Below are 26,048 nucleotides of genomic sequence, written 5' to 3'. Positions count from 1 at the left end.
GTAAAAAGTGTTTTGTTCTCTATACAAAGCAGTGATTGTTTTTTGCAGGGTATTAAACAACTGACAACTACTGCGGCACAGCGTCTTTAATTGCGAGTCGCTCACGAAGCGTTGGCCGCCGGTAGCTCACACATGTTTTTTTGAGGCTTATCGCATGACCACCTCTAACGCCCTTCCCACCGCCGTACATTCCAACGCCTTCAATTTTCAAAGTTTCGTTGATTCCGGTGTCGATCAACGCACCGGTTTATATACCGTGTCGATATCCCTGCCCGAGATCAAAACATGTGACCTCAGCGGTCCGGCTATCCCGCTCAGACTCGGTTTTAGCCCGCTGAATACCCTTGATGCCGGTTATGGCAAGGGTTGGAGCCTGGGATTGACGCAATACACCCCTGGCACTCAGATCATCTCGGTACACAGTGGGGAAAGTTTCAAAGTCACCGGCACGGATCCGGCCAATGCCCGTCGCATGGTGATGAAGGAGCAGAAAATCGAATCCTTCAAACTGTACGAACAGCTTGGTGATCCGCTAGGCCAATACAAGGTCGTGCACAACTCCGGGCTGGTGGAAATCCTCAAACTCACCGGCACCACGCCGCAAGTTGCGATGCCAGTGAGGATGTACTCCCCGCAAGGCCACGAAGTCACACTGACTTACCAAAGTGCCGGTGAGGGTCGGATGTTGGGCACTATCAGGGACAGTCAAGGCGTATTGCTGGAGGTGCAACGCAATCTGGTTGCCAAGAGCATCGATATCCTGGTGAAGCCCGTGGCCGGCGTGCCGTCGGCAAAGTTCATCCTGGAGCTGGAAGGCGACCGGATGACGCGCATCACCTTGCCGACCGCGAATAAGGCCGGTTGGCGCTTTCTCTACGGTCTGGAACGCGAGCAACTGTGCATCAAGGAAGTCTGGACCCCGTTGGGTGCTCACGAAAGGATTCAATACAACGATGCGGGGCACGGTTTTCCAGGCAATCCCGGCTACCCCAATCTGGCGCGGGTCACCGACCATGTCACAGAGCCGGGTGGCGGACAGCCACCGATCGTTTTGAAATACACCTACAGCGGCAACAACTTTCTTGGCTACAACGCGCCGGTCGACTGGACGAATGATGGCGAAGACAACCTGTACAAGGTCCTCGAAGACTACCTGTACGAGTCAACCGAAAGCCTGATGGTGGTCAATGTTGCGGTGCGCACCGTGACACGCACCTTCAATCGCTTCCACTTGATGACGTCAGAAGTCACGACCCAGGAAAATGCCCGAAAAACGCTCAAGACAACCTACTACGCCAATGACACTGATCCGTTCGACAAGCAGGACCGGCGTTGCCAGCTACCCCGGCAAACCACCGAACTCTGGCAGTTGACCGACGACCCGCGCAGTTGGCGGCAAGACAAAAAAATCACCGGTTATGACATCCATGGCAACCTGATCCTGACCGTCCAGGCCAATGGCATCACTGAAACCATTGCCTATTACCCGGCCGAAGGTGTTGCGGGTGACTGTCCGGCGGACCCGTATGGATTCGTGCGTCACGTTCGAGAAAAAATCGTGACACCCTCCGCCGATTCGGCGCTCGTGCCCGACGTGCAAGGCGGCGCGGCGACCTTGTGCTCGCGCTACCGTTACGAGTCGATGCCGCCCATCAGCGGCAGCTCTACGCCTTGGGTCGCGCTGATTGAAGAACGCCTGCTGGAGGTCATGGAGGCGACTGAGCAACTGTTACAGCGTGCGGTCTATTCCTACATCAACGCGCCGACCAATCAGTTGACCCACGGTCGACGCCAGCGCCAGGCTGTGACCATAGGCGTTTCGCCCGCCTTTACCACTTCTACCGAATTCGCCTACAGCAAACAGGCCGCCACCCATGCCACCTTCGCCGGTGAATCGGTGCTGCGTACAGTTGAAACCCTGACTACCGATTTCGACAGTGTCAGCAAAAGCGTTACCCATGAACGTTCGCTGCTGACCGGCGAGCCGATGCTGATCACTGACAAGGATGAGCAGGTCAAGTACACCTACGATTCTCTGGGGCGCGTACTGACAGAGACCGAAGCCCCCAACACGCCCTACCCTGCAACCCGTTCCTTCAGCTACACGCTGATTCGACCGGCCGGTCAGGGCGAAGCGCCGGTGACCGATCTCGCCGGCCAGGAAATGGTGGACGTCAAGAAAGTCAAAATCCGTACCTGGTTCGACGGGCTGAGCCGTTCGATCCGGGAAGAGCAACAGGATCTTGACAACGCCGATGGCAACCCGCCGGTCTTCCGTAGCACCTACGAAGCCTTTAATAACGCCCTCAGTCAATTGATCATAGAAACCGAGATCGACTGGCTGCAGAAGACAGACCTGCGACTGACCAGAACCTACACCTACGATCTGTGGGGCAACCAGAATAGCGTGACCGGTCCCGACGGCATCACCCGGCATACGCAGGCAAGTCCGATCACCTTCGTCACTGAACGATGGATCGAGGGTGTGGGCAAGTCTGTCACTCTGTCCAACCGATTCGAAAAACCGGTCAAGACCGAGCAGTTCGACTTGAGTGGCAATCGCGCCAGCCTGCACCGCTACAAATACGACGGGCTCGGCCATTGCACGGAAGAAATCGACGCGGCGGGCCGTATCACCCGGTTCCGCTATGATGCCCACGGCCGCTTGCTCAGCAACACTCTTCCCGACAGAACAGTCATCAGTCGTTCCTACGCTGCCCACAGCATCACACCGCTGGTGACTGGCCTGACGGTGCAGCCCGGCAATATCCTGCTGCCTTCCATACGGGTGGGCGAGCAACGCTTCGATGGCCTGGAACGCTTGACGCAATCGACCGTTGGCGGACGTGTCGAGCAGTTGCACTATGAGGCCGGCGGGCTTCAACCGAGTCGACGGGTTACCGCGGCCGGCAAAGACATCCACTACGAATACAAACCCGGCCTGACCACACAGCCCACCGCGATCAAGCCACCGGAAGGCAACGCGACCTTCGATTACGACGTGCTCAACGGCAACCTGGAAACCTCGACCAATGCCCGGGGCACCTACAGTTTCGCCTACACCAATGCCGGACATCTGCGCGAAGAGATCTGGAAAGAAGCCGCCAACCCGACCCCGTGGGTGACCCGTTACAGCAGCTCGCTGAAGGGTCGGCAGTTGAATCGTACCGACGTTGGCGGGCAACTGACCGAAGCCAATTACGATCCGGTGAACGGCCGTCTGCTCGGCGTGAGTCAATGCCAGTTGCAAGCCGCCTTCGAATACGACAATTGCGGTCGCCAGTACCGCACCACCAGTACCGATATCGGCACGGGAAACAAGCTGACCACCACCCTGACCTTTGACGACATCGGCCGGGAAAAAAACCGCACGCTGGCACTGCGCAATGCCCAGGGGCAGGCACTGCAGCCTGAACGAAGCATTGAGTTGACCTACCTGGCCGATGGCAATGTGCACACCCGCCACCTGAAAGTGGCCGGCCAGACGGCGCTGCTGGAGACTTTCAGCTACGACTTGCGCGGGCGCCTGGAGCTGCACGAGTACGCCGGCGACGATTTGCCCAAGGACCGTTTCGGCAATGCCATGGTCAAGCAGTACTTCGAATTCGACGCGCTGGACAACATCATCTATAGCCGCACCGATTTTGCTGACGGCAGCAAGGACATCGCCGAGTTCGGCTTCGCAACGGACGACCCTTGCCAACTGGTGCGCGTCACCCACAGCCATGCGGACTATCAAGGGCTGCTGGCCGACTTCACTTACGATGCAGACGGCAATCTGACCCATGACGAGTTGGGCCAACAATTGAGTTATGACAGCCAGGGACGCTTGCTGGGGGTGAAAACGGCGGCGGGGCAAGCTGTCACAGCGTATGACTACGATGCTCATGACCATCTGGTGGCGGTGAAACCGCAGGGGGAACCGGAGCTGCTGCGCTTCTACGAAGGCACCCGTTTGAGCGACATGGTTCAGGATGGCCGGCACACTCAGCTGTTGCACAACGGTGGCCAGCCGCTGGGGCAACAGGCGCCGGGAGACGACAGCAAAACCTTGCTGCTGCTGACGGATGCCAAGCAATCGGTGATTGCCGAAAGCCAGGCCGATGAACTGCGTACGGCGGTGTATACCGCCTACGGCGAGCGTAGCGGTGATGCAAACCTCAAGAGCTTGCTGGCCTTCAACGGCGAAGTCTGCGACCCGGCGAGTGGCTGGTATCTGCTCGGTCGTGGTTATCGCGCCTATAACCCGTGCCTGATGCGTTTCCACAGCCCGGATTCGATGAGTCCGTTCGGGGCCGGTGGCATTAATAGCTATATGTATTGCTCGGGCAATCCGATTGCCTTCAGCGACCCGACGGGGCATTACGTCAAAGGAAATCTTATTCGGGAGCCGGCGTTCATTTACGGTACGGGAGCTGCCGCGCTTGGATTGGGGATTTTGTTGAGTATTGTGACGTTCAACCCCGTTCCGCTCGCACTGGCAGCCGGTATCGTTGCCAGTGCGGCGAGCGCGGCCACGAGCACCGTAATGGCCGTTTTCAATGGTGTAATCGCTGCCACCGCCGCAATTACCACCGCTGCGAAAGTCGTGACATGGGGCTCATTCGCGGCGGGACTGGGGGTCGAAGGCGGAACAATGGCGGCAAAAGATGCGAAGACGCAGGAGACCATGCTGTGGATCGGGTTTGGGTTGAACTGGTTGATGTTGCCGAGTTTTAAGACTATTAAACCGCCCATGCCTGCAATGAGTGGTCCCGCCAAGGTCTTTAGCTACTCGACCGAAATCACTACGAAAACAACTACCGCTAACCCAACAACCCGCTCTAGCTCCGCTGCGCTATCCTTTTCAGAGAACACGACCACTACGACTGCAATTGATTCAGTAAGTACAACTCGGACAATGAGCGCTGCCAGTTCACGGACAGCAAAACTCTTTGATATTGATATTGAAATGGAATGGGGCGTCCTTCCCGACGCGGATCGGTTAGAGTACGCGCTGGTCGAACCGATCAAACCAGCCCCTGCAACTTTACCTAAAAGCATTCAAGCCGGCATGCTTGCATCAATAAATGAAAAGACCCTTACGCGCTACACCCCTGATTCAGGCGTGCTCCCCGGACAGGAATACTTTCGCGGAAGACAGAATGTTCATAAACCTAAAGTGATACCGCCGATGGCACCACGAAGATACCTGTACTCATAACTTTCACTTACCGGGTAATCCTCCATGGATTACCCGGTATTTTTTTGCCCGAAACACCCTTAAACATCTCCCCTCCCAACCTCCCGCCTCATTGAGAGTTCTCTCATATATCCCCTTCCCCCGCCCTCCTAAAATCTGCGCGCCGAGACAGAGCGACATCCCTACTTCAACTTCAAAACACTCAATCAAGAGTGCCGCACCGGTGTTGTCTCGGTTCATAGATTCCGGTCGGACCTACAAGGATATGCAACATGAACAAGACTCTACTCGCACTGACCCTGGGTCTGGCTGCCAGCGTGGCAGGCACTTCGGCGTTCGCCAACAGCGTTGGCCAGATCAACTTCACCGGCAACATCAACGCCAACACCTGCCCGGTCGACGCCATCGATCCAGGTACCGGCGCCACCGGCCCGATCAACCTGGGCAGCGTCGCTGTTCCTGACTTCGGCGGCGCCGCCGATACCGAAGTGGGCGGTCGCGAGTTTGCGCTGCGCATCAAGGACGGTGCGGTCTGTGGTTTCGCCCCTGGCGATACCGCCACCGTGCAGTTCGACAGTACCCACGGCAACGCGGGCACCGGTGGCCGCTACTACGGCATCCAGACCGGCGGCGCTTCCGGCGTTGCCCTGGCAATCAAGGACAACGACGGCAAGCACATCGATAGCGGCACGCAATCCAAGGCCTACCCGCTGAACGCCACCGGCGAAACCCGCATGATCTTCAATGCGAAATATCGCTCCACCGCCGCGACCGTCGTGCCGGGCCCGGTCATCGCCAACATCAACTTCCTCGTCACCCTTCCGTAATCGGCAACCCCTTGAGCGCAGCGCCCGGCTGCGCTCAAGGGGCGCATGCGCCAGCGCCCCGGCGCGCGCATCGCCCTGAGGTATTTTCATGTTCGGATCGATCAAAGCGTTCTGTCGCGGCAGAACCGCACTCCCCTGCGTCGTGACCGCGCTGCTGTCAGCTTACGTGCCGGTGAGTCATGGCGCCTTGACGCTCAGCGGCACCCGTGTGGTGTTCGACAGCGACAAGCGCAACGTCTCGCTGGTGGTCGCCAACCCCAGCGACAAACCCTATGCCGTGCAGACCTGGGTCAACACCCAGGCCGACGACACCACCACGGCCGTGCCATTCATGGTTTCTCCGCCGTTGTTCCGGGTCAATCCAGGCAAGGAACAACAGGTACAAATCAACGGTTTGCCCAACTCGCTGCCCACCGACCGTGAGTCGTTGTTTTACTTCAATGCCCAGGAAATCCCGCAAGTCGAAAGCGATCAGAGCAACGTGCTGAACATTGCCATCCGCACGCGCATCAAGCTGTTCTATCGCCCCAGCCAATTGAAGGACAACCCGAATGTGCGCCTCAAGGACCTGCAATGGTCGGTGCAGCACATCGGCGGTAAACCCAGCCTCGTGGTGAACAACCCGACCCCTTTTCACTACACCTTCCACCGCCTCGAAGTCAGCGCCAACGGCCAGTCGCAGACGCTGGCGACCCCGCCGATGGTTGCGCCGCTCGATCGCCAGGTGTACCCGCTGACTGGCCTGAAGTCCGGCCCCGGCATGCAGGTGTCGTTTACCACCATCAATGACTACGGCGGTATTACACCGTCGATGAGCCAGCCCGTTCAGACCAAACCCTGACCGCCAATAGCATCCATAACAGGAAGATGACGATGATCCCTTTCAAGGGTCGTTGGCGCGTGCCCGCCCGCCAGCGTTTTGCCCAGCTTTTTCTTATCGGTAGTGGCGGCGCCGCCCTTGTGGAGGCCGGGCCGGCACTGGCGAATGCGTCCCCGACCTTCCAGAGTGGTTTCATGCATCAGGGTGTCGGGCAACCGGCCGATGCCGGGCAACTGGCCTTGCAGGCATTGGCCGAGACCCAGGACCTGGGCCCGGGCCGTTACCGGGTGGAAGTTCGGGTCAACCACGAGTATCTGGGCAAACATGAACTCGACTTTGTGCAGCAGGGTTCTGAAGGGCTTGTACCTTGCCTGACTAAAGAACTGCTCGACCAGTTCGGCATCAAGCTCGACGCCCTCGCTCATCCTGAAAAGCTTCAGTCCGATTGCATCGATCTCGCCACCTTGATCGACGGTGCCCGAACCGAGTTCGACGGTGGCGGCCTGCAACTGGCGCTGTCCATCCCGCAGATCGCCATGCGCCGCAATGTGACGGGTTATGTCGACCCCGAGCGCTGGGACGACGGCATCAACGCGGCGTTCCTCAACTATCAGGTTTCAGCGCAGCAAGGCTCCACCCGCTACGGCTCCAACAACAGCCAGGACCTGTATCTGAACGGCGGGATCAACGTAGGCCCATGGCGTTTGCGTACCAACCAGAGCGGACGCCAGGACAGTCGCGGCGATCGTCAATGGACTCGCGCCTATACCTACGCGCAACGCGACCTGCCCGGCCTGAACGCAAACCTGACGCTGGGTGAAGCCTTCACCGGCGGTGATGTTTTCAAGAGCCTGCCGATCAAGGGTGCGCTGATCAGTTCGGACGTGGGCATGCTGCCTGATGTGATGCAAGGTTACGCGCCGATCATTCGCGGTGTAGCGCTGAGCCGGGCCAGGCTGGAAGTGCGGCAGAACGGCTATCCGATCTACTCCACCTACGTCAGTGCCGGCCCCTACGTGATCGACGACCTGAGCACCGGCGGCGGCAGCGGCGAACTGGAAGTGGTATTGACCGAAGCCGATGGGCAGGTGCGACGCTTTACCCAACCCTACGCGACCCTGGGCAATCTGTTGCGCGAAGGCACCTGGCGCTACAACGCGGCCGTGGGCCGCTACAACGCCGCCAACAACATCGACGATCCACTGTTTTGGCAAGGCACCCTGGCCATGGGCAGCGGCTGGGGCTCGACCTTTTATGGCGGCTTGATGACCGGTGAGTATTACCGGGCGATGAACGTCGGCGTCGCCAAGGATCTGGGCGGCATCGGCGCCCTCGCCCTGGACGTCACCCGCTCCGACGCCGATCTCGATACCCGGGACCTGGATTCGGTGCATGGCATGAGTTACGCCATCAAGTACGGCAAGACGTTCCCCACGCGCACCAGTCTGCGTTTTGCCGGTTATCGCTACTCCACCGAGGGTTACCGCGATTTCGACGAGGCCGTGCGCCAGCGCAGCCAGGATTCGAGTTTCCGTGGCAGTCGCCGCAGCCGACTGGAGGCGGCGGTTTATCAGAACCTGACGCCAAAGAGTTCGCTGACCCTGACCCTCTCGCAGGAAGACTTCTGGCGCAGCGACTACGAGCGTCGCCAGTTTCAGTTCAATTTCAACACCCAACACCGGGGCGTTGGCTACACGCTGTTTGCCAGCCAGTCCTTGAGTGGGCGCAATGAACACAGCGATCGCCAGTTCGGTTTGAGTGTGTCCCTGCCGCTGGATCTGGGGCACACCAACTCGGCGACGTTTGACTTGCAGAAAAACGGCAGCACCTACAGCCAGCGCGCCAGCCTCAACGGAACGCTTGATGACAACCGCTTCAACTACCGCGCCGCCGTGGCCAATGAAGACAACCGACAGCGGTCGGCGGAACTGTCGATGGGTTATCAAACAGCGCTGGGCAACGTCGGCGCCGGTGTGAGTCAGGGCACCGACTACCGCAACGTATCGGTCAACGCCACCGGCGCCGTGCTGCTGCATGGCGACGGCATCGAACTGGGTCCGTACCTGGGTGAAACCGCGGGGCTGGTTGAAGTACCGGGAATCAAGGATGTCGGCATCGCCAACGCGCCGGGCGTGCGCACCAATGAGCGCGGCTACGCCCTGGTGCCTTACCTGCGCCCTTATCGGGTCAATCACGTCGAGCTGCAAACCGACCAGTTGGGCCCTGACGTCGAAATCGAAAATGGCACCACCCAGGTCGTGCCCCGACGCGGCGCTGTGGTCAAGAGCACCTTCGTGGCCCGCTCGATCAGCCGCCTGGTGATCAGCGCCACATTCAACGGCCAGCCACTGCCGTTCGGCGCGCAAGTGCGCGATGCCGAGGATGCCGTGATCGGCCTCGTCGGACAGGCTGGTCAGGTCATGCTCAGTACGGATGATCGCGCGCAAACCCTGCAGGTGCGCTGGGGCGAAAAGAGCGGACAGCAATGCCGCCTTGACGTCAACCCGCAAAGCATGGAGCAGGCCCAGGGTTATCGCTTGCAGACCTCGACCTGCCATTAAGGCGAGCCCATTCAAACGGCGCCGGCCCAAGGGTCACGGCGCCCCGCTCTTTGAAGGAAAACACACATGAAATTATCACTGCGCCGGGCGATCAGCCTGGCGGGTATCGTGGCCGGATGGCACCTTGCCGCGCCGGCCATGGCCAACACCTGCTCATGGGATTCGACACCGGGTCCGCTGGATTTTCAGGCGGATGTGGGCAGTGTCTACGTTCCGCGTGATGCGCCTGTCGGCAGCGTCATCGGTGTCATCGACAAGTTCGTGCAGACGCCCCATCCGGGTCCCCAGGGGATCACCTGCAGTAACGATGGCAGCGTCGTACAGAACTTCAATGCCATACCTGTCGCCCCCTCCGACCGACGGTTCCACGAGCCCATCGGTGGCGTAGACTCCAACGGCAAGATTTTCATGACCAACATCCCTGGTGTTGGCGCCCGCATTACCCTGGAGTTTGGCTTCGATGGCGTGGCGGACAACTCGTTCGTGCCGATAAGTGGCCCGCCCATCGTGCCCTTCGATGCTCAGATCAGCCGCACATTGCTCTCGCCTTTCACACTTTCACGCCTGAGGAGCAAGGTGACGCTGGTAAAAACCGGCATGATTCCACCCGGCCCTCACCTGCTGAGCCGGCAGATTTTCGACGGGCACTTCTCGGATATCGGCAAGGGTTTCGCCTACGGCATCAGGGGTACGGTCATCCAGGCGCAATGCGCGGTCGGCGCCAACCCGGTGAGCGTCGATCCGGTTCCGCTGGGCGACTGGGACGCCAAGGATTTCGCCTATCCCGGCTTTACCACCCCGCCAACCAGCTTCACCATCAGCCTGTCCAGTTGCGTCGCAGACCCCTACGATGCCAACCGGGCCTATGCGCACATCCGCCTCGATGGCGCAAACGGCTCGATCCCGGAAGATGACGGCAGCTATGGTGTGGTCAACCTCAGCCCTGGCTCGACCGCCGCCGGAATGGGCATTCAGGTGCTGCGTGACGATGGCGTCACCCCCGTGCCCTTGGGCACCGATGTTTCGTTCGGTGCCATTGAGGATGGCAAGGACAAGACGCTGGCGTTCAAGGCGCGCTTCTATCAGATCAAGAACAGTGTCGACATCCGCCCCGGTAAAGCCGAAGGGTCCTTGAGTTTCACCATCACTTATCAATGACAGCTACCAGCCCCGATCAAACGGGGCTGGTACCGCGCGTGCCCCCTCAGTTGCGCAACATCGGGGACAGCAGGGTAAAGGGAAACCAACTGCGCCCCTGATTGAAACTGACCTGCGTCTGCACCCTGAAACGCACATCGTTCTTCAAGCCGAACATGAACGCCTGGGCCACCGCCGCCGACACTCCTTTGGTGACTTGCTCGTCGGTGACAGGTTGCGCATTCACAATGGTCAAGGTTTTCGGCTGGTTGTCCGTGCCGGTGCCCGACACGGTGATCGTGATCAGGCATTGGTTGCTGATGTAGGCCCAGGTACGCTGGAAAAGCGGCAGCCCCGCTGCGGTAATACCGCTCTTGAACACGGGATCGCTATGAGGTGCAGCCAATTGCGCGCCGGGTAGCCTGGCGGGTGGAAATGCGAGTACTTCCAGGGTCAGATTCTTGGACGGCTGAGTCGTCCCGTCCTCTAAATGAACCAGATAGGTCACTGGCAACGTACTGTTCAAGTAGGCAGCGATACATTCTTTGGGAATCAATACAGTCTTTGCACCCGCACTAACGGGCACAGTGATGGAACCGATTTCGCCGGGCTCACCAAACTGCACTTCGAGCCGATCTTCCTCGTAATACACCGCCTCCTCCGGTATGCGCACGGTGGCCCCTCTCAGGGTTTTTTCCGGATCAAGTACACCGTTGTCCGAAGGTTCAGAGTCAATCTCGGCGATCCAGGGGTTTGGCAAGTAACGTGGCGCCCTGATCACAGCCACCAGCAACACGGCGGGAGCGGACTCGGTGCTTACGTTCCCGGCGCGGTCTTCCACCCGGTAAGTAACCTGCCGCACGCCGTCGCCGCTCTTGAGAATCAAGTCTTTGGTGAACTCCAGGTAGATCGAGTACTGATAGTTATAAGCCGTCAGGGGCTCGGTCCGGATCTCTTCCGCGGTGCCGTTCAACGGGTTTTTCCATGTCGCGATCACCACGTCCCCCGGTGCTCGGGGCGAGTGCAGAGGAACCTCAACCTTTACAACATCGTTGTTGTCATCCAGGTATTTCATGTCGATGGTATCGGTATCGAACACAAGTTTACTGTCGGCAGCCAGTTCCGCCGGCTCGATGTCAACGGTGAGTACACGGACCTCCGAAAAATCGGTCCCGGTATGCAGATCCAATACATAGTCCACATCGTATTGACCAGGGTTCAACCAACCGGCAGGCACTTCGATGAAATAGTCATCCGGCGCAATCGGTGCCGTCCACTCCTTGGGTCCAAGTTCGATGCCATTCCATCGTAGCGTCACCGACTCCGGATTCTGCGGCGACGGATTACTGTTGGCCCAAGGGACAAATTCAATCTTCAGAGGTTTGCCCTGAATGCTTTTTGGAAGCAGACCCTCTTCCTCCCAGCCCTCCACTTCATCAAGCATCGCCTGTGTGAATGGTTTGGGCTGAAGCCGAAGTATATTTTTCTCGCTGGAACTTTGTTGTCTGGACATCATGACCTCCGTCAAAGAAGAGCAACGAACCAGACGTCACGCCCGGCTGTATGCAGAGCGACTATTAATGCCCAAATCCAGACACCGGGATACTGTCAGATATGACAGGTCTGACCCTGTGAGTGGCCTTCTTCAGCAACAAAACTGGTACCTGCTACCAGCCCCGTTCAAACGGGGCTGGTACCGCGCGTGCCCCCTCAGTTGCGCAACATCGGGGACAGCAGGGTAAAGGGAAACCAACTGCGCCCCTGATTGAAACTGACCTGCGTCTGCACCCTGAAACGCACATCGTTCTTCAAGCCGAACATGAACGCCTGGGCCACCGCCGCCGACACTCCTTTGGTGACTTGCTCGTCGGTGACAGGTTGCGCATTCACAATGGTCAAGGTTTTCGGCTGGTTGTCCGTACCGGTGCCTGACACGGTGATCGTGATCAGGCAGTGGTTGCTGATGTAGGCCCAGGTACGCTGGAAAACCGGCAACCCCGCTGCGGTAATACCGCTCTTGTACACGGGATCGCTATGAGGTGCAGCCAATTGGGCGCCGGGTAGCCTGGCGGGAGAAAACGCGCTTATCTTCAGGCTCAAGGGCCTCGACGGCAGAGGTGGGCCGTCCTCTAAATGAACCAGATAAGTCACTGGCAGGGTACTGTCCAGGTAGGCTGCGATACATTCCTTGGGAATCAAGACAGTCTTTGCGCCCGCAACAACGGGCACAGTGATGGAGCCGGTTTCGCCTGGCACACCAAACTGTACTTCGAGCCGATCCTCCTTGTAATACACCGCGTCATCGGGGATACGTGCGGTGGCCCCTCTCAGAGTTTTTTCCGGGTCGAGCACACCACTCTCCGAAGGGAAGTCGCCAATCTCAACGAGCCAAGGGTTTGGCAAATAGCGTGGCGGCCGGATGGCCGCCACCAGCAGATCGACTGATAACGACTCGACACTCGGGTTCCCGGCACGGTCTTCAACCCGGTACGTCACCTGACGCTGCCCGTCGCCCATGCTGCGGATGAAGTCGCCGGTGAATGTGACCACGACCGGATCGGTGTAATTGAGATGAGTCAGCGGTGCAGTGCGCAATTGGGCCGAGCTGCCATTGGCAAGATTTTTCCATGTTGCAACGACCACATCCCCCGGTGCCGCCGTTCTATACGCGGGAACGATGGCCAGTACCTGGTCCTTGGGGGTTTGCGCGTCCAGGTAGTCGGCGGTGATCGCTTTGGGGGGGAGAACGTCGGGAGGGAAAATCAGGTCACTGATGGTGTTGAGCAGCGGCTCTTGTTTATCGATGGTAACCGTGTAGGGAAAGGACCGCGCCTTCACACCTTGAAAGTTTTCCATGATGAAACTGATCCGATGCTCGCCCTGGGGTAACTTGTCGGCGCTGATTTCAACGTAATGATCGTCGGCATCCATGGGCAGCGTCCATGTTCTGGAACCGATGACATTCGATTCATTGTTACCCAGAAACACCCATACACTCTCGCTGCCCCCCTCACCGATCGGTAAGTCGTACCACGGCTTGAACTTGACTCTTAGCGGGTTGTCCGGATCGGCCCATGCCGAACGAGGCAACAGGTTGGCTTCTCCTCCCGGCACATCAGGCAGCGGAGCCGGCCGTGTCCACGGCGCGGTCATCGAGGGATCGAGTTGATGGATAGAACTGGATGCTGACATTTCATGTTCTCCGTCACTGAAAATCGGACACGCCATGGCAAGGGCCAGGGTGTCCGCAAATCCTGATGAACATTCAACGCCGTGATGGCCGGCACCGCACTTGCGCCCGATGCCGTTCACCTCATGGGCCAGCGCGCTTACCAGAGATAGCGCACACCCACGTTGGCTCCCCACGGTTGTTCGATCTTGTCGCCGTTGCTGTAATCGAAATCGGCATGCATCGAGACCTTGTCGGTCAGCGATATGGCCACGCCGGCACCCAGTTCCCCACGGGAACCCGAGAGGTCGTTGTTGAAGCGGTTGTCGTTGACCTTCACTTCGTTGTTGTTGGCGAACTCATGCACATACGCGGCGCGAATGTATGGCTGCACCACTTTGTCATCCCACTTGAAGTTGTGACCTGCGGTGGCCCCGGCCTTGGCCAGCAGCGAGCGGGTGCGACTGCCTTCGGCGGACAGGCCGTTGTCCAGATCGTAGTCTTTGCCCTGGATGATCACGCCCGACAGTTGGGTAAAGGGTTCAACGAAATAGTCGTCGGCCAGTTTGATATGACGACCGAACTCCAGGGACGCACCGACGCCATTGCTGTCGTAATTACCCTTGGTTTTATTGCCATCGCTGAGGTGCACATCAGACTCGTTCTGGAAACGGTTGAATTTGAGTACGCCGTCAAAGTAGTAACCACTCGGCTCATCCAGCCAGGTGGTGTAGGCGCCCAGGTAGTAGCTGTCGATGGTGCCGCTGGTGCCACGGCTCAAGTCCAGGTCGGACTTGCTGTAACCGCCCAGCACACCTGCCAGCCATTGTCCGTCACCCACCGGCAGCGGCGCATCGGCACCGAACGACAGGCCTTGCTGGACTTGCTTGTAGGCGACACCCGAACCCGCATCGACGTCGAACTTGTTGCCGTAGGCACGAATCCAGCCGCCAGCCTTGCCGTGGTCCATGCGCACTTCGCCCATGCGACTGCGCAGAGTGCTGAGTTCACCATACCAGGCGGTTGGCGCCGCGTTGAACAGCGCGATCACCGATTGCGTGCCCGGGCTGATGGTACGAGTCAAGGTATTGAGGTACCAGTCGGTGTCGCTGAGTTTGACCAGGTTATAGCGGAATGCCCCCAGATCCACGGCGCCACCGGCCAGGCTGAACGTTGCATTACCGCCACCGATGTGGACCACCGCAATGGCACCGGCGCCCACAGGCTCCGTACCACTGGAATCGATCGCCACGGTGTGGTTGCCAGTGGCCGTGCCGGTCACTGTCAGGGTATCGACCTGCCCGCTGGTGAAGTCGGTGTGCATGAAAAACGTACCGCCAGTGCCCGACAGTGTTCCCACGTTCAGCTTGAAGAACTCGCCCGGGTTGCCGAACTGGATGGCACCACCATTCATGGCCAGGTTTTGCACCGTGCCGTCACCGACCATGACCCAACGGGCATTGCTGTTGACGCCCAGGTTCTGCACGTTCTCCAGCCGACCGGTCAAAGTGGCGGAGTCTTCCAGCAGCACGTTGGCCGTGCTGCTGCCGTCCGCGACGATGTCGCCGACCAGCGTGCTGTTGCCAACCCGCAAATTGGCTTCGGCGCCCCGCAGAACGTTCATCAGGATGCCATTGCTGGCCGATAGCGTAGAGCCGTTGAGTACCGCGATGTTCGCCTGGGAAGTTCCGCTACTGCCGGCATCCACGGCGATCGCCGAGCCATTGAGCCCCTGAACTGTCGTCTGGTTCAAGACCAGCGTACTGGCAGTATTGATCGCGTTATCAGCGTTGATGTCGATGCCGTTTCGGCTGCCGATGATGGTGCTGCCATTGGCCTCGGCGGTGCCACCGAACATGCGCAGGCCACCAGCGTTGGGGCCGGTGCCTTTGAGCGTCGATTGATTCAGCGTCAGGCTGCTCAAGGCATTGACCGTCGCACCGTTGGTCACGCCGGTGATCGTGCTGCCACTGACGGTTGCAGTGGAACCTTGCGTGCCCGCCGGATCGCGACTGACCACCAGACCGATCCGGTCGCTTGAAATGTTGCTGCCGGTAATGTTCGCCGTGCCGGTATTCAAATGCACGCCATTGGCTCTGGTCGCCTCTACGGTGGAGCCATTGAGGTTCAGGGTGGAACTGTTGACGGTGATATCACGAGTTGCACTGCCATTGGCATTCAGGGCCGATGCGCCGTTCAATACGTATTTGTCAGGAGCCGTGGTGCCGTCAATGTTCAGGATCTCACCGGGGTTCAACACCCTTGCATAGCCCACCTCACTCATCAGCAAGAAAGGCGTGATCGATAGCAGCGTCAAAGCCCGGGACAGCGGATGCAGCTTGAACAAATGAACCGTGGACATATAGGCACCATGGGCAAGGGGAATAGAAAGCAGCGCAGGCTATAGAAGGTGAATCCAGCGGTATGTAGGACTTATCCGAAGACATCCCGGATAAGAAAGCTGGCTGCCAGAAGAATCCGGGTGCCCGCGCGGCATCCGGACCTTCTGTCATTGCTACTGTTTCGCCTGCTTGCTCAAGGCTTTGGCGGTATCTCGCAGCTCCCTTCGCCTTGCAACAGCCCAACCCGATTGTTGGTGGGATCCGACGCGGCAGGTTTTCCCGTGATGGTGTAGGACACTTCCCCTTTTCCCCACGAAACACCTTTGACGTAGATAGGCTCGATGTGCGTGGCGTAGGGTTCGATCAGCCAGACGATCCCGTTATCGGCCTGTTCCTGGCTGATGTCGGTGAAGGTGCGTTCTTTCTTGAGGGCGGGCATCGCGATTGGCGTCGTATAGTTCTGATAGGCCTCCCACACAACCTTGACATCATCGCCTTTCTTCAAGAGGGCGCTCGGCGGGATCCTGTATTCGAAGCCGTATTCGGTGCCGGCTGCATTCCAGCGCAACGAATTACAGTTGAAGTCCCGTCCGTTGTTATTTTGGGTATGCAGCGCTTCGGCGGTGGGTAACTTCAGGACCAGGAAGTCGATACTGACCTTGGTACGGGGGGCCGGCTCCTGCGGGTTTTGGTGGGCCGGGTTGGTCAGCACGTACCAGACCGGCATGGTTGCGTTTGGGCCTTCGCCGCGGATCACGTCCCAGTCGAGATCAATCTCGATTGTGTCCCCCTCCTTGTCGTTGGCGAGATCAATGACATAAGGAACACCGATGGCTTTTCCATTCCACATGACCTGATATGTATCGCCGTCTTCCAGCGGTGCGACGAGGAGTATTTCGGCGCGAATGGCTTCGTCTTCATCGGTATCGATCAATTCGTTTTTAGTGCCCGACTGGCCGTAAATCGCGACTTCTTTCAGGTTCGGGTTGCCAGGTTCCGGGTCAGGGTTTTCCGGCCCGGCGATGGACAGGTTGCATTTGACAGTTTCAATTGCTGAACCAAAAGGCTCGACGCCGCGAAATACCGTGTAACTAACGGGAGTATCAACAACGCCTTTCGCACTGCCGTACGCCTGCAGAATCATCGCCCATGGCACGAAGATATCGAACCCGGTGGCTGGGTTAGGGCCAACAGGTGTACCGGGCGTGAGCTCCAGGTCTTTCCATTTGACAACAATGGTGTCGGTGGACTTGCCATTGTTTACCTTGTCAACGTGGACGATCACGCCGCCATTGATGATGTCCTCACGAAGAAGTTCGCCACCGGTAGCATCCGCCACGGCGGGTTTGGGCAGCGGCTTGGGCGGTAACGGACCGAGCGCCACTGACATGAGTTCATATAGAGACAGCGCGCTGATGTTGCCCGCCTTGTCGATCAGGACGTAGCCACCGCAACACAGGCCATCGCCCGCCGCGAGGAACTTGTCTTTGGGAATTTTTACCTTGCCGCCCCCGAGGATGGGTTGAGGGCCGATCAGATCGATCTGCCCGGGATCTTCGGGCAACTCTCCTTTGAGCCAACCGAAAGCGATTTGAGTGCCGAGTCCATCGCCGGTCCAGTCGGGAATCGTCGCTTCCAGGAAGTCATCGGTGCCAAAAGATGCTTCCGTGATGGGAGGTGTGACGGAGAACACCATTTTGCCTGGCGGTATTGCGCCATTCGGAGGGATTTTGTCGATAAAGATTTTAACGCGATTGGAGTAGTCAATCGGCCCTTGATGACTTTCATGTTTGTATCTGAGGTCAAAAGCACCTTCGTTTTCCTGAGCCAGAAAGAAGGTCTTGGGAATCTTGAAATCCAGAGGCTCCCAGGTATCACCGCCGGTATAGGACTTCTCTTCAAAATCTGCCCATTCGTCACTGCCTGCACGCGTCACCTGCAGCCAGAAATAATCAGTATCCATGGGGTCGTCCGGAAGCGTGCCGCCCCATATGGTGATCGTGGTTTTTTGATCTGTGTTGAGCTTTGCCTTGGGTATCAACCCGCTTGCATCCCCGGCTATCACAATGTGACTGACATCCGGGTCCTGGACCACCAGCGGCACGACCCCGCCGGATGCGGACTCACCTGCCGCAAGCTGTTGCTGTTTTTTATCTGAACCAGCCATGTTGTCGCTCTCCGTATGCATAACCTGGCGCCATGGAAGCTCCATGGCGCTTGGGTTCGAAAAGCAGACCGAATACTGCGGGCACTACCCAAACGCATCCCGTCGTTCTGCGCGTGGGAGAAGTAAACCGTGTTTTAAGAAAGTGCGTAACTGTCAGAGTTGACAGGTAACCCCGTTTTTTTTTGCGTTGAGGGCGAGCGTTTAGTCAAGGATAAATCAGGCGACTTCAACCTCAAGCCAGCTGAAAAATCAGACCCGGTGCCTCAAGCAGTGCCACACGCAACACGAGGGGCCGTTAACGCAAGCTCGCCCATTAAACATCGCCGCAGAGCGCTTGTTTAAACGGTCTTACGGTTACTTGATGAAAGCTACAAGACCTTGCGGTCCATCAACGGGTGGATCACCTGGACGGCGAAGACCGCAGTGCTCTGCCGGCCATTTCCAACAGCGTGATGCTGGCGGAGATCACGGCCAACCGTGTGCTGGACCAAATCGACCCGCCTGAGTAGATAGTTTATGGCGAGGGAATTTGTTCCCTCGCCACGCCAGTGAACTAGCAGTTCTGCTAGGTTTCGCACTTTGGAAATCCTGTTAGTGTTTTGCCACAACAGCCTAAGTGGCTAAATCGATGCATGACAGGAGCAAGACATGAATTACCTTAAAACGCTCACGAGCGGGCTGATGCTGGGATGCAGCCTGTTGTTATCAACACACTCTTTTGCTGCCGGGCAAATTCTGTTCGGTGATATCGAGGCGGATATAGAGAGAGGGTGTGTTATCCCCGCAGAACCCGGAACTTACCATTTCAGATCTGTAGTTGGCTGCCGATCAGACGACTATAACGCCATGTCATTCAACAACGCTGACTCAGGTCTGACCGTTACAGTATTTGATGCCAGGAATTGTGATGACCACGAAAACAACTGGTCTTTTGCCGTAACTACAGTCAAACAGCCAACCACTATAGGCACGGGCACAGGCGCCGCCTTCGAAGACTGGATCATGTTTAACCAGATCTGGCTGACCGACAATAACAAAGTCATTGTTCCCGGTGTCATGAAAACCGGGCGCTGGAAACGCCCTCCTCCAGATACCATGCCAAACTTGCACAACGAAGCCAGTTGCGTACTGGTTGAGCGTAAATAGATCCAGTCAAACGACTCTGCGCGTTAAATAACAAACCGCACGACCATCGCATTCAAATCCACCGCCAGGCGCGACAGTTCGTGGGCGCTGCCGTTCAACCGGGGCGCCACTGTTGGAATAGGTTTGTGCGCGCGTGTCAGCTGGATCGGCCAGGCTTGAGGATATTTCCTGTAGCAGCTGCCGAAGGCTGCGTTCGAGCGCGAAGCGATCGCCCGGACGGCCTCAAAAAAACACGACTGCTGCGCAGCCGAACGCAGCCTTCGGCAGCTGCTACAGGGATTTCGGTGTTGTCAGGTGCAGGCTGCCATCTGCCAAACCCGAGCGATGTCTGTTGCTCGCTCGCGCAGCAATCGCGGCGCAGCCGTGCACGCCTGAGCGAGCGTCATCGGCCCGCTGGCCAAGGCAAACGCAGCATCGATGCCATGGGCATATAACGCCTGATAGCCCTCGCCCAACGTGCCGGCGATGACGATCACCGGTACGCCATGTTGCTTGGCAATGCGTGCCACGCCAAACGGGGTTTTTCCGCGCAATGTCTGCGCATCAAAACGACCTTCACCGGTGATCACCAGATCGGCGCCTGCAATCGCGCCGGCCAGGCCCACCAGCTCGGCCACCACTTCAACCCCGGCCTTGAATTGCGCCCCGAGAAACGCCTTGGCGGCGAACCCCAGGCCACCTGCCGCGCCACTCCCCGGTTCGTCACGTACATCCTTGCCCAGCGCTTTGGCGCAGTGGTCGGCAAAGTGTCCGAGGGCGCGATCCAGTTGTTCGACCTGCTCGGGCGAGGCGCCCTTTTGCGGACCGAAAATCGCCGACGCGCCGTGTGGGCCGCACAGTGGATTGTTCACATCCGCCGCGATGTCGAAGCGCACTTCACTCAGGCGCGGATCGATGCCATCCAGATCGATGCTCGCCAGTTGCCCGAGCGCCAGACCACCCGGTGCCAGTGACTGGTTCTTGGCATCGAGCAATTTCACCCCCAAGGCCTGCATGGCCCCGGCGCCACCGTCATTGGTGGCGCTGCCGCCAATCGCCAGAATTACCCGTTGCGCGCCGGCGTCCAGTGCGGCGCGGATCAATTCGCCGGTGCCGAAAGTGCTGCTGATGCAGGCATCGCGACGGTCCACCGGGACCAACTGCAAACCACTGGCTTCGGCCATTTCGATGATCGCGGTGTGGCTGTCGGGCAACCAGCCCCACGCCGCATTGACCGTTGCGCCCAATGGCCCGCGCACTTCAGTGCGGCGCAGTTCGCCGTTGCAGGCCGCCAGCACCGATTCGACCGTGCCTTCCCCACCGTCGGCCATCGGGCATTTGAGCAGTTGTGCATCGGGCCAGACCTCCGCCAGACCAAGGGCGATGGCATCGGCCACGCCTTGAGCGCTGAGGCTGTCCTTGAACGAATCGGGGGCAATGACGATTTTCATGGGAATTCTCCAGTTCCAATGTCCACATGCTGCCAGCCACCATGAACAATAACGCCGGTCCGCTGCACAAGCGCCCTTGAGGATTATTGTTCATTTCCACAAAACCTTCTCCCTGCCACCCTCACCCGTAGCAGCTGCCGAGCCCGCGAGGCTGCGTTCGGCGGCGAAGCCGTCGTGAACTCAAACGCTGCGGTACTTTAAGAAAACCGCATGCATAGGATTGACGACGGCTACGCCGCCGAACGCAGCCTCGCGGGCTCGGCAGCTGCTACGGGTTTATGTCGGTTTGTGGGAGCAGTTGTACGCCGAGGTACAGCGCGAGCATGCCGTCCAGGCGTAGGGGATCAACCCCGCTCAGTTCGGCGATGCGCTCCATTCGATAACGCAGGCTGTTGCGATGAATCCCCAGCGCATCGGCGCAGGCCTGGCTCTGGCCGTCGTGTTCACACCAACTGCGCAGGGTCGCCAGCAGCTGACCACTGCTGTCCTTGGCAATGACCTTGCGCAGCGGGTTGAGCAATTCGTCGAGGGCGTCGTCGTTGCGGTGGCGCCAGAGCATCACCGGTAGCCGATAGCGGGTCAGCGTCAGCAATCTGGAACGTGGCAACACATCGCGACCATAGGCCAGCAAGTCACCGACCCGTCGATAGCAGCGGCGCAAACCCGCCAGCCCATCGGCCTGACCACCCACGGCAATGCGCAGGATGTTCCAGCCCAGGCCGTCGAGTTTGTCCAGCAGGCGCTCGTTCTCGACCGTCTGACTGGCCGGCCGGCACCAGAGCAACGAGGTTTTGGCCGAACTGACGCACCAACTGTCGGGGTAACGGCTGGTCAACCAGGCGCTGAGTGCCTCGACGGTTTGCCCCGGAGCGTGCTCCAGGCCCAGTTCGAACAGGTACGGCACTCGAGTCATCTGTGGCTTGAGGCCCAACTGCTGCGCTTCATCGACCAGTCGCGGAGAATCCCCGGCTTCGCTGAGCAGCAGCGCCAGCAAATCATCGCAGCGCTGGCGCCGCCATTGCTGTTCGGCTTGCTGGTTGCGCTGGCCCACCAGCATTTCGGCGGTCATGCGCACCAGTTCGGCGTATGTGCGCAGTTGCTCGGGTTCGCCGGTGATGCCCAGTACGCCGATCAGGCGCTGGTCGAGCATCAGCGGCAGGTTGATCCCCGGTTGCACGCCCTTGAGATGAATCGCCGTCTGCGCATCGATCTCCACCACGCGGCCGTTGGCCAAGACCAGTTGCGCGCCTTCATGCCGGGTGTTGACCCGCTCCGGTTCGCCACTGCCCAGGATCAAGCCCTGGCTGTCCATGACGTTGACGTTGTACGGCAGGATAGCCATCGCCCGGTCGACGATGTCCTGGGCCAGGTCGTGATCGAGTTCGAACATGCGAGTGATCCTTGAAGACGGTGATGGAACGGGTTGTTCACCCGCACAGGCCTTGGTTGCAAACCCTGTGCTCAGGCACAAAGACAGCCGCCATAAGGGTGGTCGAGACTCTCAGGGCGATCAACGTTACCCTTTGCATCGCAAAAAATCATAATAAAGAGAGAGCCGCCATGACACAGAGCGCCGTAGCGTCCGAGGCCATCGCTGACGACAAAAACGCCGTCTACAAGCGCATTACCCTGCGTTTGATCCCCTTCATTTTCATCTGCTATCTGTTCAACTACCTCGACCGGGTAAACGTTGGATTTGCCAAGCTGCAGATGCTCGACGCACTGAAATTCAGCGAAACCGTGTACGGCCTCGGCGCCGGCATCTTCTTTATCGGTTACGTGCTGTGCGGCGTGCCAAGCAACCTGGCCCTGACCAAATTCGGCCCACGGCGCTGGATCGCGCTGATGATGATCGCGTGGGGCACCCTGTCGACCTGCCTGCTGTTCGTCACCACCCCGACCGAGTTCTATACCCTGCGCCTGTTCACCGGTGCGGCCGAGGCCGGGTTCTTTCCGGGCGTGGTGCTGTATCTCTCGCAATGGTTCCCGACCTTCCGCCGTGGCCGCATCATGGCGTTGTTCATGTCGGCGATCCCGGTATCCGGCCTGCTCGGCAGTCCGTTCTCCGGCTGGATTCTCAACCACTTCGGCGCCGGCCAGGGTGGTCTCGCCGGATGGCAGTGGATGTTCCTGCTGCAAGGCATTCCGACCGTGATCCTCGGTGCGCTGGCTTATTTCCTGCTCAGCGACAGTTACGCCAATGCAAAATGGCTGACCCCATTCGAGCGATCGGTGCTGGAAGCCGACCACGCAGAAGACCTGGCCAACAAACCGAAAACCACGACGGATTCGCTGCTGGCGGTATTCAAGAACCCGGCGATCTGGGCCTTCGGCCTGATCTACTTTTGCATCCAGAGCGGTGTGTACGCGATCAACTTCTGGCTGCCATCGATTATCAAGAACCTGGGCTTCAGCGATAACCTGGTGATCGGCTGGCTCAGTGCGATTCCCTACCTGCTGGCGGCAGGGTTCATGCTCATCGTTGGCCGTTCGGCGGACCTGCGTAAAGAACGCCGCTGGCATTTGGTGGTGCCGATGCTGATGGGCGCGCTGGGGTTGCTGATCGCTGTGAACTTCGCCGCCAACCCGGCCATCGCGATTCTCGGCCTGAGCATCGCCACCATGGGCGCCCTCACCGGCCTGCCGATGTTCTGGCCGGTGCCGACCGCCCTGCTCAGTGCGGGCGCCGCTGCGGGTGGTCTGGCGCTGATCAACTCCATGGGGCAGATGGCCGGTTTCCTCAGCCCGTATCTGGTGGGCTGGGTCAAGGACAGCACCGGCTCGACCAATGCGGCGCTGTACCTGCTGGCGGGCGTGATTGTCTGCGGCAGTTTGCTGGCGTTGCGCATGACCCGAACCCTGCGCGCCTGATCACCACCCAACCACTGTAGGAGCTGGCTTGCCAGCGAAGGCGACTTGTCAAACGACATTTGTGTCGACTGATACGCCCTCTTCGCTGGCAAGCCAGCTCCTACAGTTTGTTCCGGGGTGTTTGAGATTTGCGTTTGCTCCCAGCGTTAGTTCTGGTATCTGATTGAGCCTTTCCCACTGGTAAAAGGATTTGCTCATGAGCTATCGCACACTGGGTCATTCGGGTCTGCAGGTGTCCACCCTGACCCTGGGCACCATGATGTTCGGCGAACAGACCAGCACCGAAGATTCCCTGCGAATCATCGACAAGGCCTGGGACCAGGGCATCAATTTCATCGACACCGCCGACGTCTACACCAACGGCCGCTCCGAGGAAATCGTCGGCGAGGCCATCGCCAGCCGCCGCCATGAATGGGTGTTGGCCACCAAGGTCGGCTTCGGCCCCGTGGACGGCGTTCCCAACCGCAGCGGCCTGAGCCGCAAGCACCTGTTCAACGGCATCGATGCCAGCCTGACCCGCCTGGGCACCGACTACCTCGACATCTACTACCTGCACCGCGAAGACCACAATACGCCGCTGGAAGTCACGGTATCCGCCATAGGTGATCTGATTCGCCAGGGCAAAATCCGCTATTGGGGCTTGTCGAACTACCGTGGCTGGCGCATCGCCGAAGTCATTCGCGTGGCTGACAAGCTAGGGGTCGACCGCCCGGTAATCAGCCAGCCGCTGTACAACATCGTCAATCGCCAGGCTGAAACCGAGCAGATCACTGCTGCGCAAAATTATGGTCTCGGCGTGGTGCCCTACAGCCCGCTGGCGCGTGGGGTACTCAGCGGCAAATACGCGCCGGATGTGCAACCGGACGCCAACAGCCGTGCCGGACGCCAGGACAAACGCATCCTGGAAACCGAATGGCGCGTCGAATCCCTGCGTATCGCCCAGCAAATCCAGCAATACACCCAGCAGCGCGGTGTCGGCATCGTCGAGTTCGCGATTGCCTGGGTGCTGAACAACAGCGCAGTTACCTCAGCCATTGTCGGGCCGCGTACCGAAGCACAGTGGGACGCCTACACTAAGGCGCAGGCGGTGAAGATCACGGCTGAAGACGAGGCGTTCATCGATTCGCTGGTGACGTCGGGGCATGCGTCGACACCGGGGTTCAATGATGTGAGCCATTTTGTGTCGGGGCGCAAACCGCGCATTAGCTGACACAACACAAGACAAAATGTGGGAGCGGGCTTGCTCGCGAAAGCGGTTTACCGGCCGACATCAATGTTGAATGTCAGGCAGCCTTCGCGAGCAAGCCCGCTCCCACAATTGGACCGTGTTGATTGATTGGTCAATATTCGGCCCGAAAACCACGTATCCTCCGCCCCCCGTTTCACCTTCAACCTCGCGAGGACAGCTTGTCTAAAGGTATCGCTCTATCGGTTTCAGCCTCGGTGCTGTTTGCCGTCATGTATTACTACACGTCGCTGCTCACCCCGTTGAGCGGCGTGGAAATCTTCGGTTGGCGCATGCTGCTGACCGTGCCCTGCATGACCGTGTTCATGGTGTGGTCCGGGGAATGGAAACGCGTGCTCGAGATTGTGCGGCGCGCCATTGCCACTCCGAAACTGATTGGCGCGCTGATCGCCTCCTCTGCCCTGCTCGGCGTGCAACTGTGGCTGTTCATGTGGGCGCCGCTCAACGGCTACAGCCTCGACGTATCACTCGGCTATTTCCTGTTGCCGCTGACCATGGTCCTGACCGGCCGCCTCGCCTATGGCGATCGCCTGTCCTATCTGCAAAAAATCGCCGTGGTGTTCGCCTGCCTGGGCGTGATCAACGAGGTGTATCAGGTGGGTGGCTTTTCCTGGGCGACCTTGCTGGTCTGCATTGGCTATCCGACCTACTTTGTCCTGCGCAAACGGCTGGCGGCGGACAATCTCGGCGGCTTGTGGCTGGACATGGCATTGACGCTGCCGGTGGCCTTCTGGTTCGTTCAGAGTGGCGCACAAGGTTTCGGTGTGTTTGACCAGCATCCATGGTTGTCGCTGTTGATCCCGATACTCGGCGTGATCAGCGCGTCGGCACTGGTGGTCTACATCATTGCCAGCCGCCTGCTGCCGTTCAGCCTGTTCGGTTTGTTGAGCTACGTCGAACCGGTGCTGCTGCTGGGCGTGGCGTTGCTGCTGGGCGAGAGCATCAAGGCCGGCGAATGGCTGACGTACATCCCGATCTGGATGGCCGTGCTGGTGCTGGTGTTCGAAGGGTTCAAGCACCTGGTGCGACAACGCAGACCTTAAGCACACACAAAACCAATGTGGGAGCGGGCTTGCTCGCGAATGCGGTGTGTCAGCCAGCTTAGTTGGCGACTGACACTCCGCTTTCGCGAGCAAGCCCGCTCCCACAG

The 26,048-nt window shown here is 59.0% G+C and carries 15 protein-coding genes and 1 pseudogene; 10 read left to right on the top strand and 6 right to left on the bottom strand.

Translation table 11 applies throughout. The features are described 5' to 3' along the window. Positions 1 to 154 precede the first annotated feature (154 nt). The 5 genes from AC07XF_RS13435 (at position 155) to AC07XF_RS13415 (ending at position 10,548) form a co-directional block, all read left to right on the top strand. On the top strand, positions 155 to 5,203 hold the full coding sequence (locus AC07XF_RS13435) for an RHS repeat domain-containing protein (protein ID WP_495026870.1): 5,049 nt from the start codon (positions 155 to 157) through the stop codon (positions 5,201 to 5,203). Positions 5,204 to 5,454: 251 nt separating this feature from the next. Further along, the gene (locus tag AC07XF_RS13430) at positions 5,455 to 6,009 is read left to right on the top strand and encodes a fimbrial protein (protein ID WP_495026869.1); all 555 of its coding nucleotides are present in this window, start codon (positions 5,455 to 5,457) and stop codon (positions 6,007 to 6,009) included. A gap of 88 nt (positions 6,010 to 6,097) precedes the next feature. Continuing rightward, on the top strand, positions 6,098 to 6,850 hold the full coding sequence (locus tag AC07XF_RS13425; protein WP_495026868.1) for a fimbrial biogenesis chaperone: 753 nt from the start codon (positions 6,098 to 6,100) through the stop codon (positions 6,848 to 6,850). A gap of 26 nt (positions 6,851 to 6,876) precedes the next feature. Further along, positions 6,877 to 9,390 carry a fimbria/pilus outer membrane usher protein gene (locus AC07XF_RS13420; protein WP_495026867.1) on the top strand — a complete coding sequence of 838 codons (2,514 nt, stop codon included), beginning with the start codon at positions 6,877 to 6,879 and terminating at the stop codon, positions 9,388 to 9,390. Between the two features lie 66 nt (positions 9,391 to 9,456). Next, a complete protein-coding gene (locus tag AC07XF_RS13415; protein WP_495026866.1) occupies positions 9,457 to 10,548 on the top strand; it encodes a fimbrial protein in 1,092 nt (363 codons plus the stop codon). Positions 10,549 to 10,594: 46 nt separating this feature from the next. On the opposite strand, the gene AC07XF_RS13410 is transcribed toward AC07XF_RS13415, so the two are convergent. The 4 genes from AC07XF_RS13410 to AC07XF_RS13395 form a co-directional block, all read right to left on the bottom strand. Then, a complete protein-coding gene (locus AC07XF_RS13410) occupies positions 10,595 to 12,040 on the bottom strand; it encodes a hypothetical protein (RefSeq protein WP_495026865.1) in 1,446 nt (481 codons plus the stop codon). Between the two features lie 197 nt (positions 12,041 to 12,237). After that, positions 12,238 to 13,719: a hypothetical protein gene (locus AC07XF_RS13405; RefSeq protein ID WP_495026864.1), complete on the bottom strand. Its 1,482-nt coding sequence runs from the start codon at positions 13,717 to 13,719 to the stop codon at positions 12,238 to 12,240. 137 nt (positions 13,720 to 13,856) lie between these two features. Further along, a complete protein-coding gene (locus AC07XF_RS13400; protein WP_495026863.1) occupies positions 13,857 to 16,058 on the bottom strand; it encodes an autotransporter outer membrane beta-barrel domain-containing protein in 2,202 nt (733 codons plus the stop codon). 173 nt (positions 16,059 to 16,231) lie between these two features. Further along, positions 16,232 to 18,205 (bottom strand): hypothetical protein, encoded by a 1,974-nt coding sequence (locus AC07XF_RS13395; RefSeq protein WP_495026862.1) that lies wholly within the window; start codon positions 18,203 to 18,205, stop codon positions 16,232 to 16,234. A gap of 374 nt (positions 18,206 to 18,579) precedes the next feature. On the opposite strand from AC07XF_RS13395, the pseudogene AC07XF_RS13390 reads away from it, so the two are divergent. Then, a pseudogene (locus AC07XF_RS13390) lies at positions 18,580 to 18,714 on the top strand (DUF6124 family protein); the annotation flags it as partial. A gap of 139 nt (positions 18,715 to 18,853) precedes the next feature. After that, positions 18,854 to 19,351 (top strand): hypothetical protein, encoded by a 498-nt coding sequence (locus AC07XF_RS13385; RefSeq protein WP_495026861.1) that lies wholly within the window; start codon positions 18,854 to 18,856, stop codon positions 19,349 to 19,351. Between the two features lie 290 nt (positions 19,352 to 19,641). Here AC07XF_RS13385 and AC07XF_RS13380 read toward each other — a convergent pair whose 3' ends face one another. Continuing rightward, on the bottom strand, positions 19,642 to 20,781 hold the full coding sequence (locus tag AC07XF_RS13380; RefSeq protein ID WP_495026860.1) for a glycerate kinase: 1,140 nt from the start codon (positions 20,779 to 20,781) through the stop codon (positions 19,642 to 19,644). 268 nt (positions 20,782 to 21,049) lie between these two features. Beyond that, positions 21,050 to 22,171 (bottom strand): sugar diacid recognition domain-containing protein, encoded by a 1,122-nt coding sequence (locus tag AC07XF_RS13375; protein WP_495026859.1) that lies wholly within the window; start codon positions 22,169 to 22,171, stop codon positions 21,050 to 21,052. Between the two features lie 170 nt (positions 22,172 to 22,341). Here AC07XF_RS13375 and AC07XF_RS13370 point away from each other — a divergent pair, with 170 nt between their 5' ends. The 3 genes from AC07XF_RS13370 to rarD all read left to right on the top strand — a co-directional run bounded on the left by AC07XF_RS13370 (position 22,342) and on the right by rarD (position 25,941). After that, positions 22,342 to 23,652: an MFS transporter gene (locus AC07XF_RS13370; protein WP_495026858.1), complete on the top strand. Its 1,311-nt coding sequence runs from the start codon at positions 22,342 to 22,344 to the stop codon at positions 23,650 to 23,652. 196 nt (positions 23,653 to 23,848) lie between these two features. Continuing rightward, positions 23,849 to 24,862 (top strand): aldo/keto reductase, encoded by a 1,014-nt coding sequence (locus tag AC07XF_RS13365; RefSeq protein ID WP_495026857.1) that lies wholly within the window; start codon positions 23,849 to 23,851, stop codon positions 24,860 to 24,862. A 197-nt stretch (positions 24,863 to 25,059) separates the two neighbouring features. Further along, positions 25,060 to 25,941, top strand: a complete 882-nt coding sequence (gene rarD, locus AC07XF_RS13360; RefSeq protein WP_495026856.1) for an EamA family transporter RarD — start codon at positions 25,060 to 25,062, stop codon at positions 25,939 to 25,941. Positions 25,942 to 26,048 lie beyond the last annotated feature (107 nt).

This window comes from Pseudomonas sp. GW821-FHT01C01 (assembly GCF_059422645.1).
Note: the sequence above shows the minus strand (reverse complement) of the source record. Positions and strands in the feature narration are given on the sequence as shown.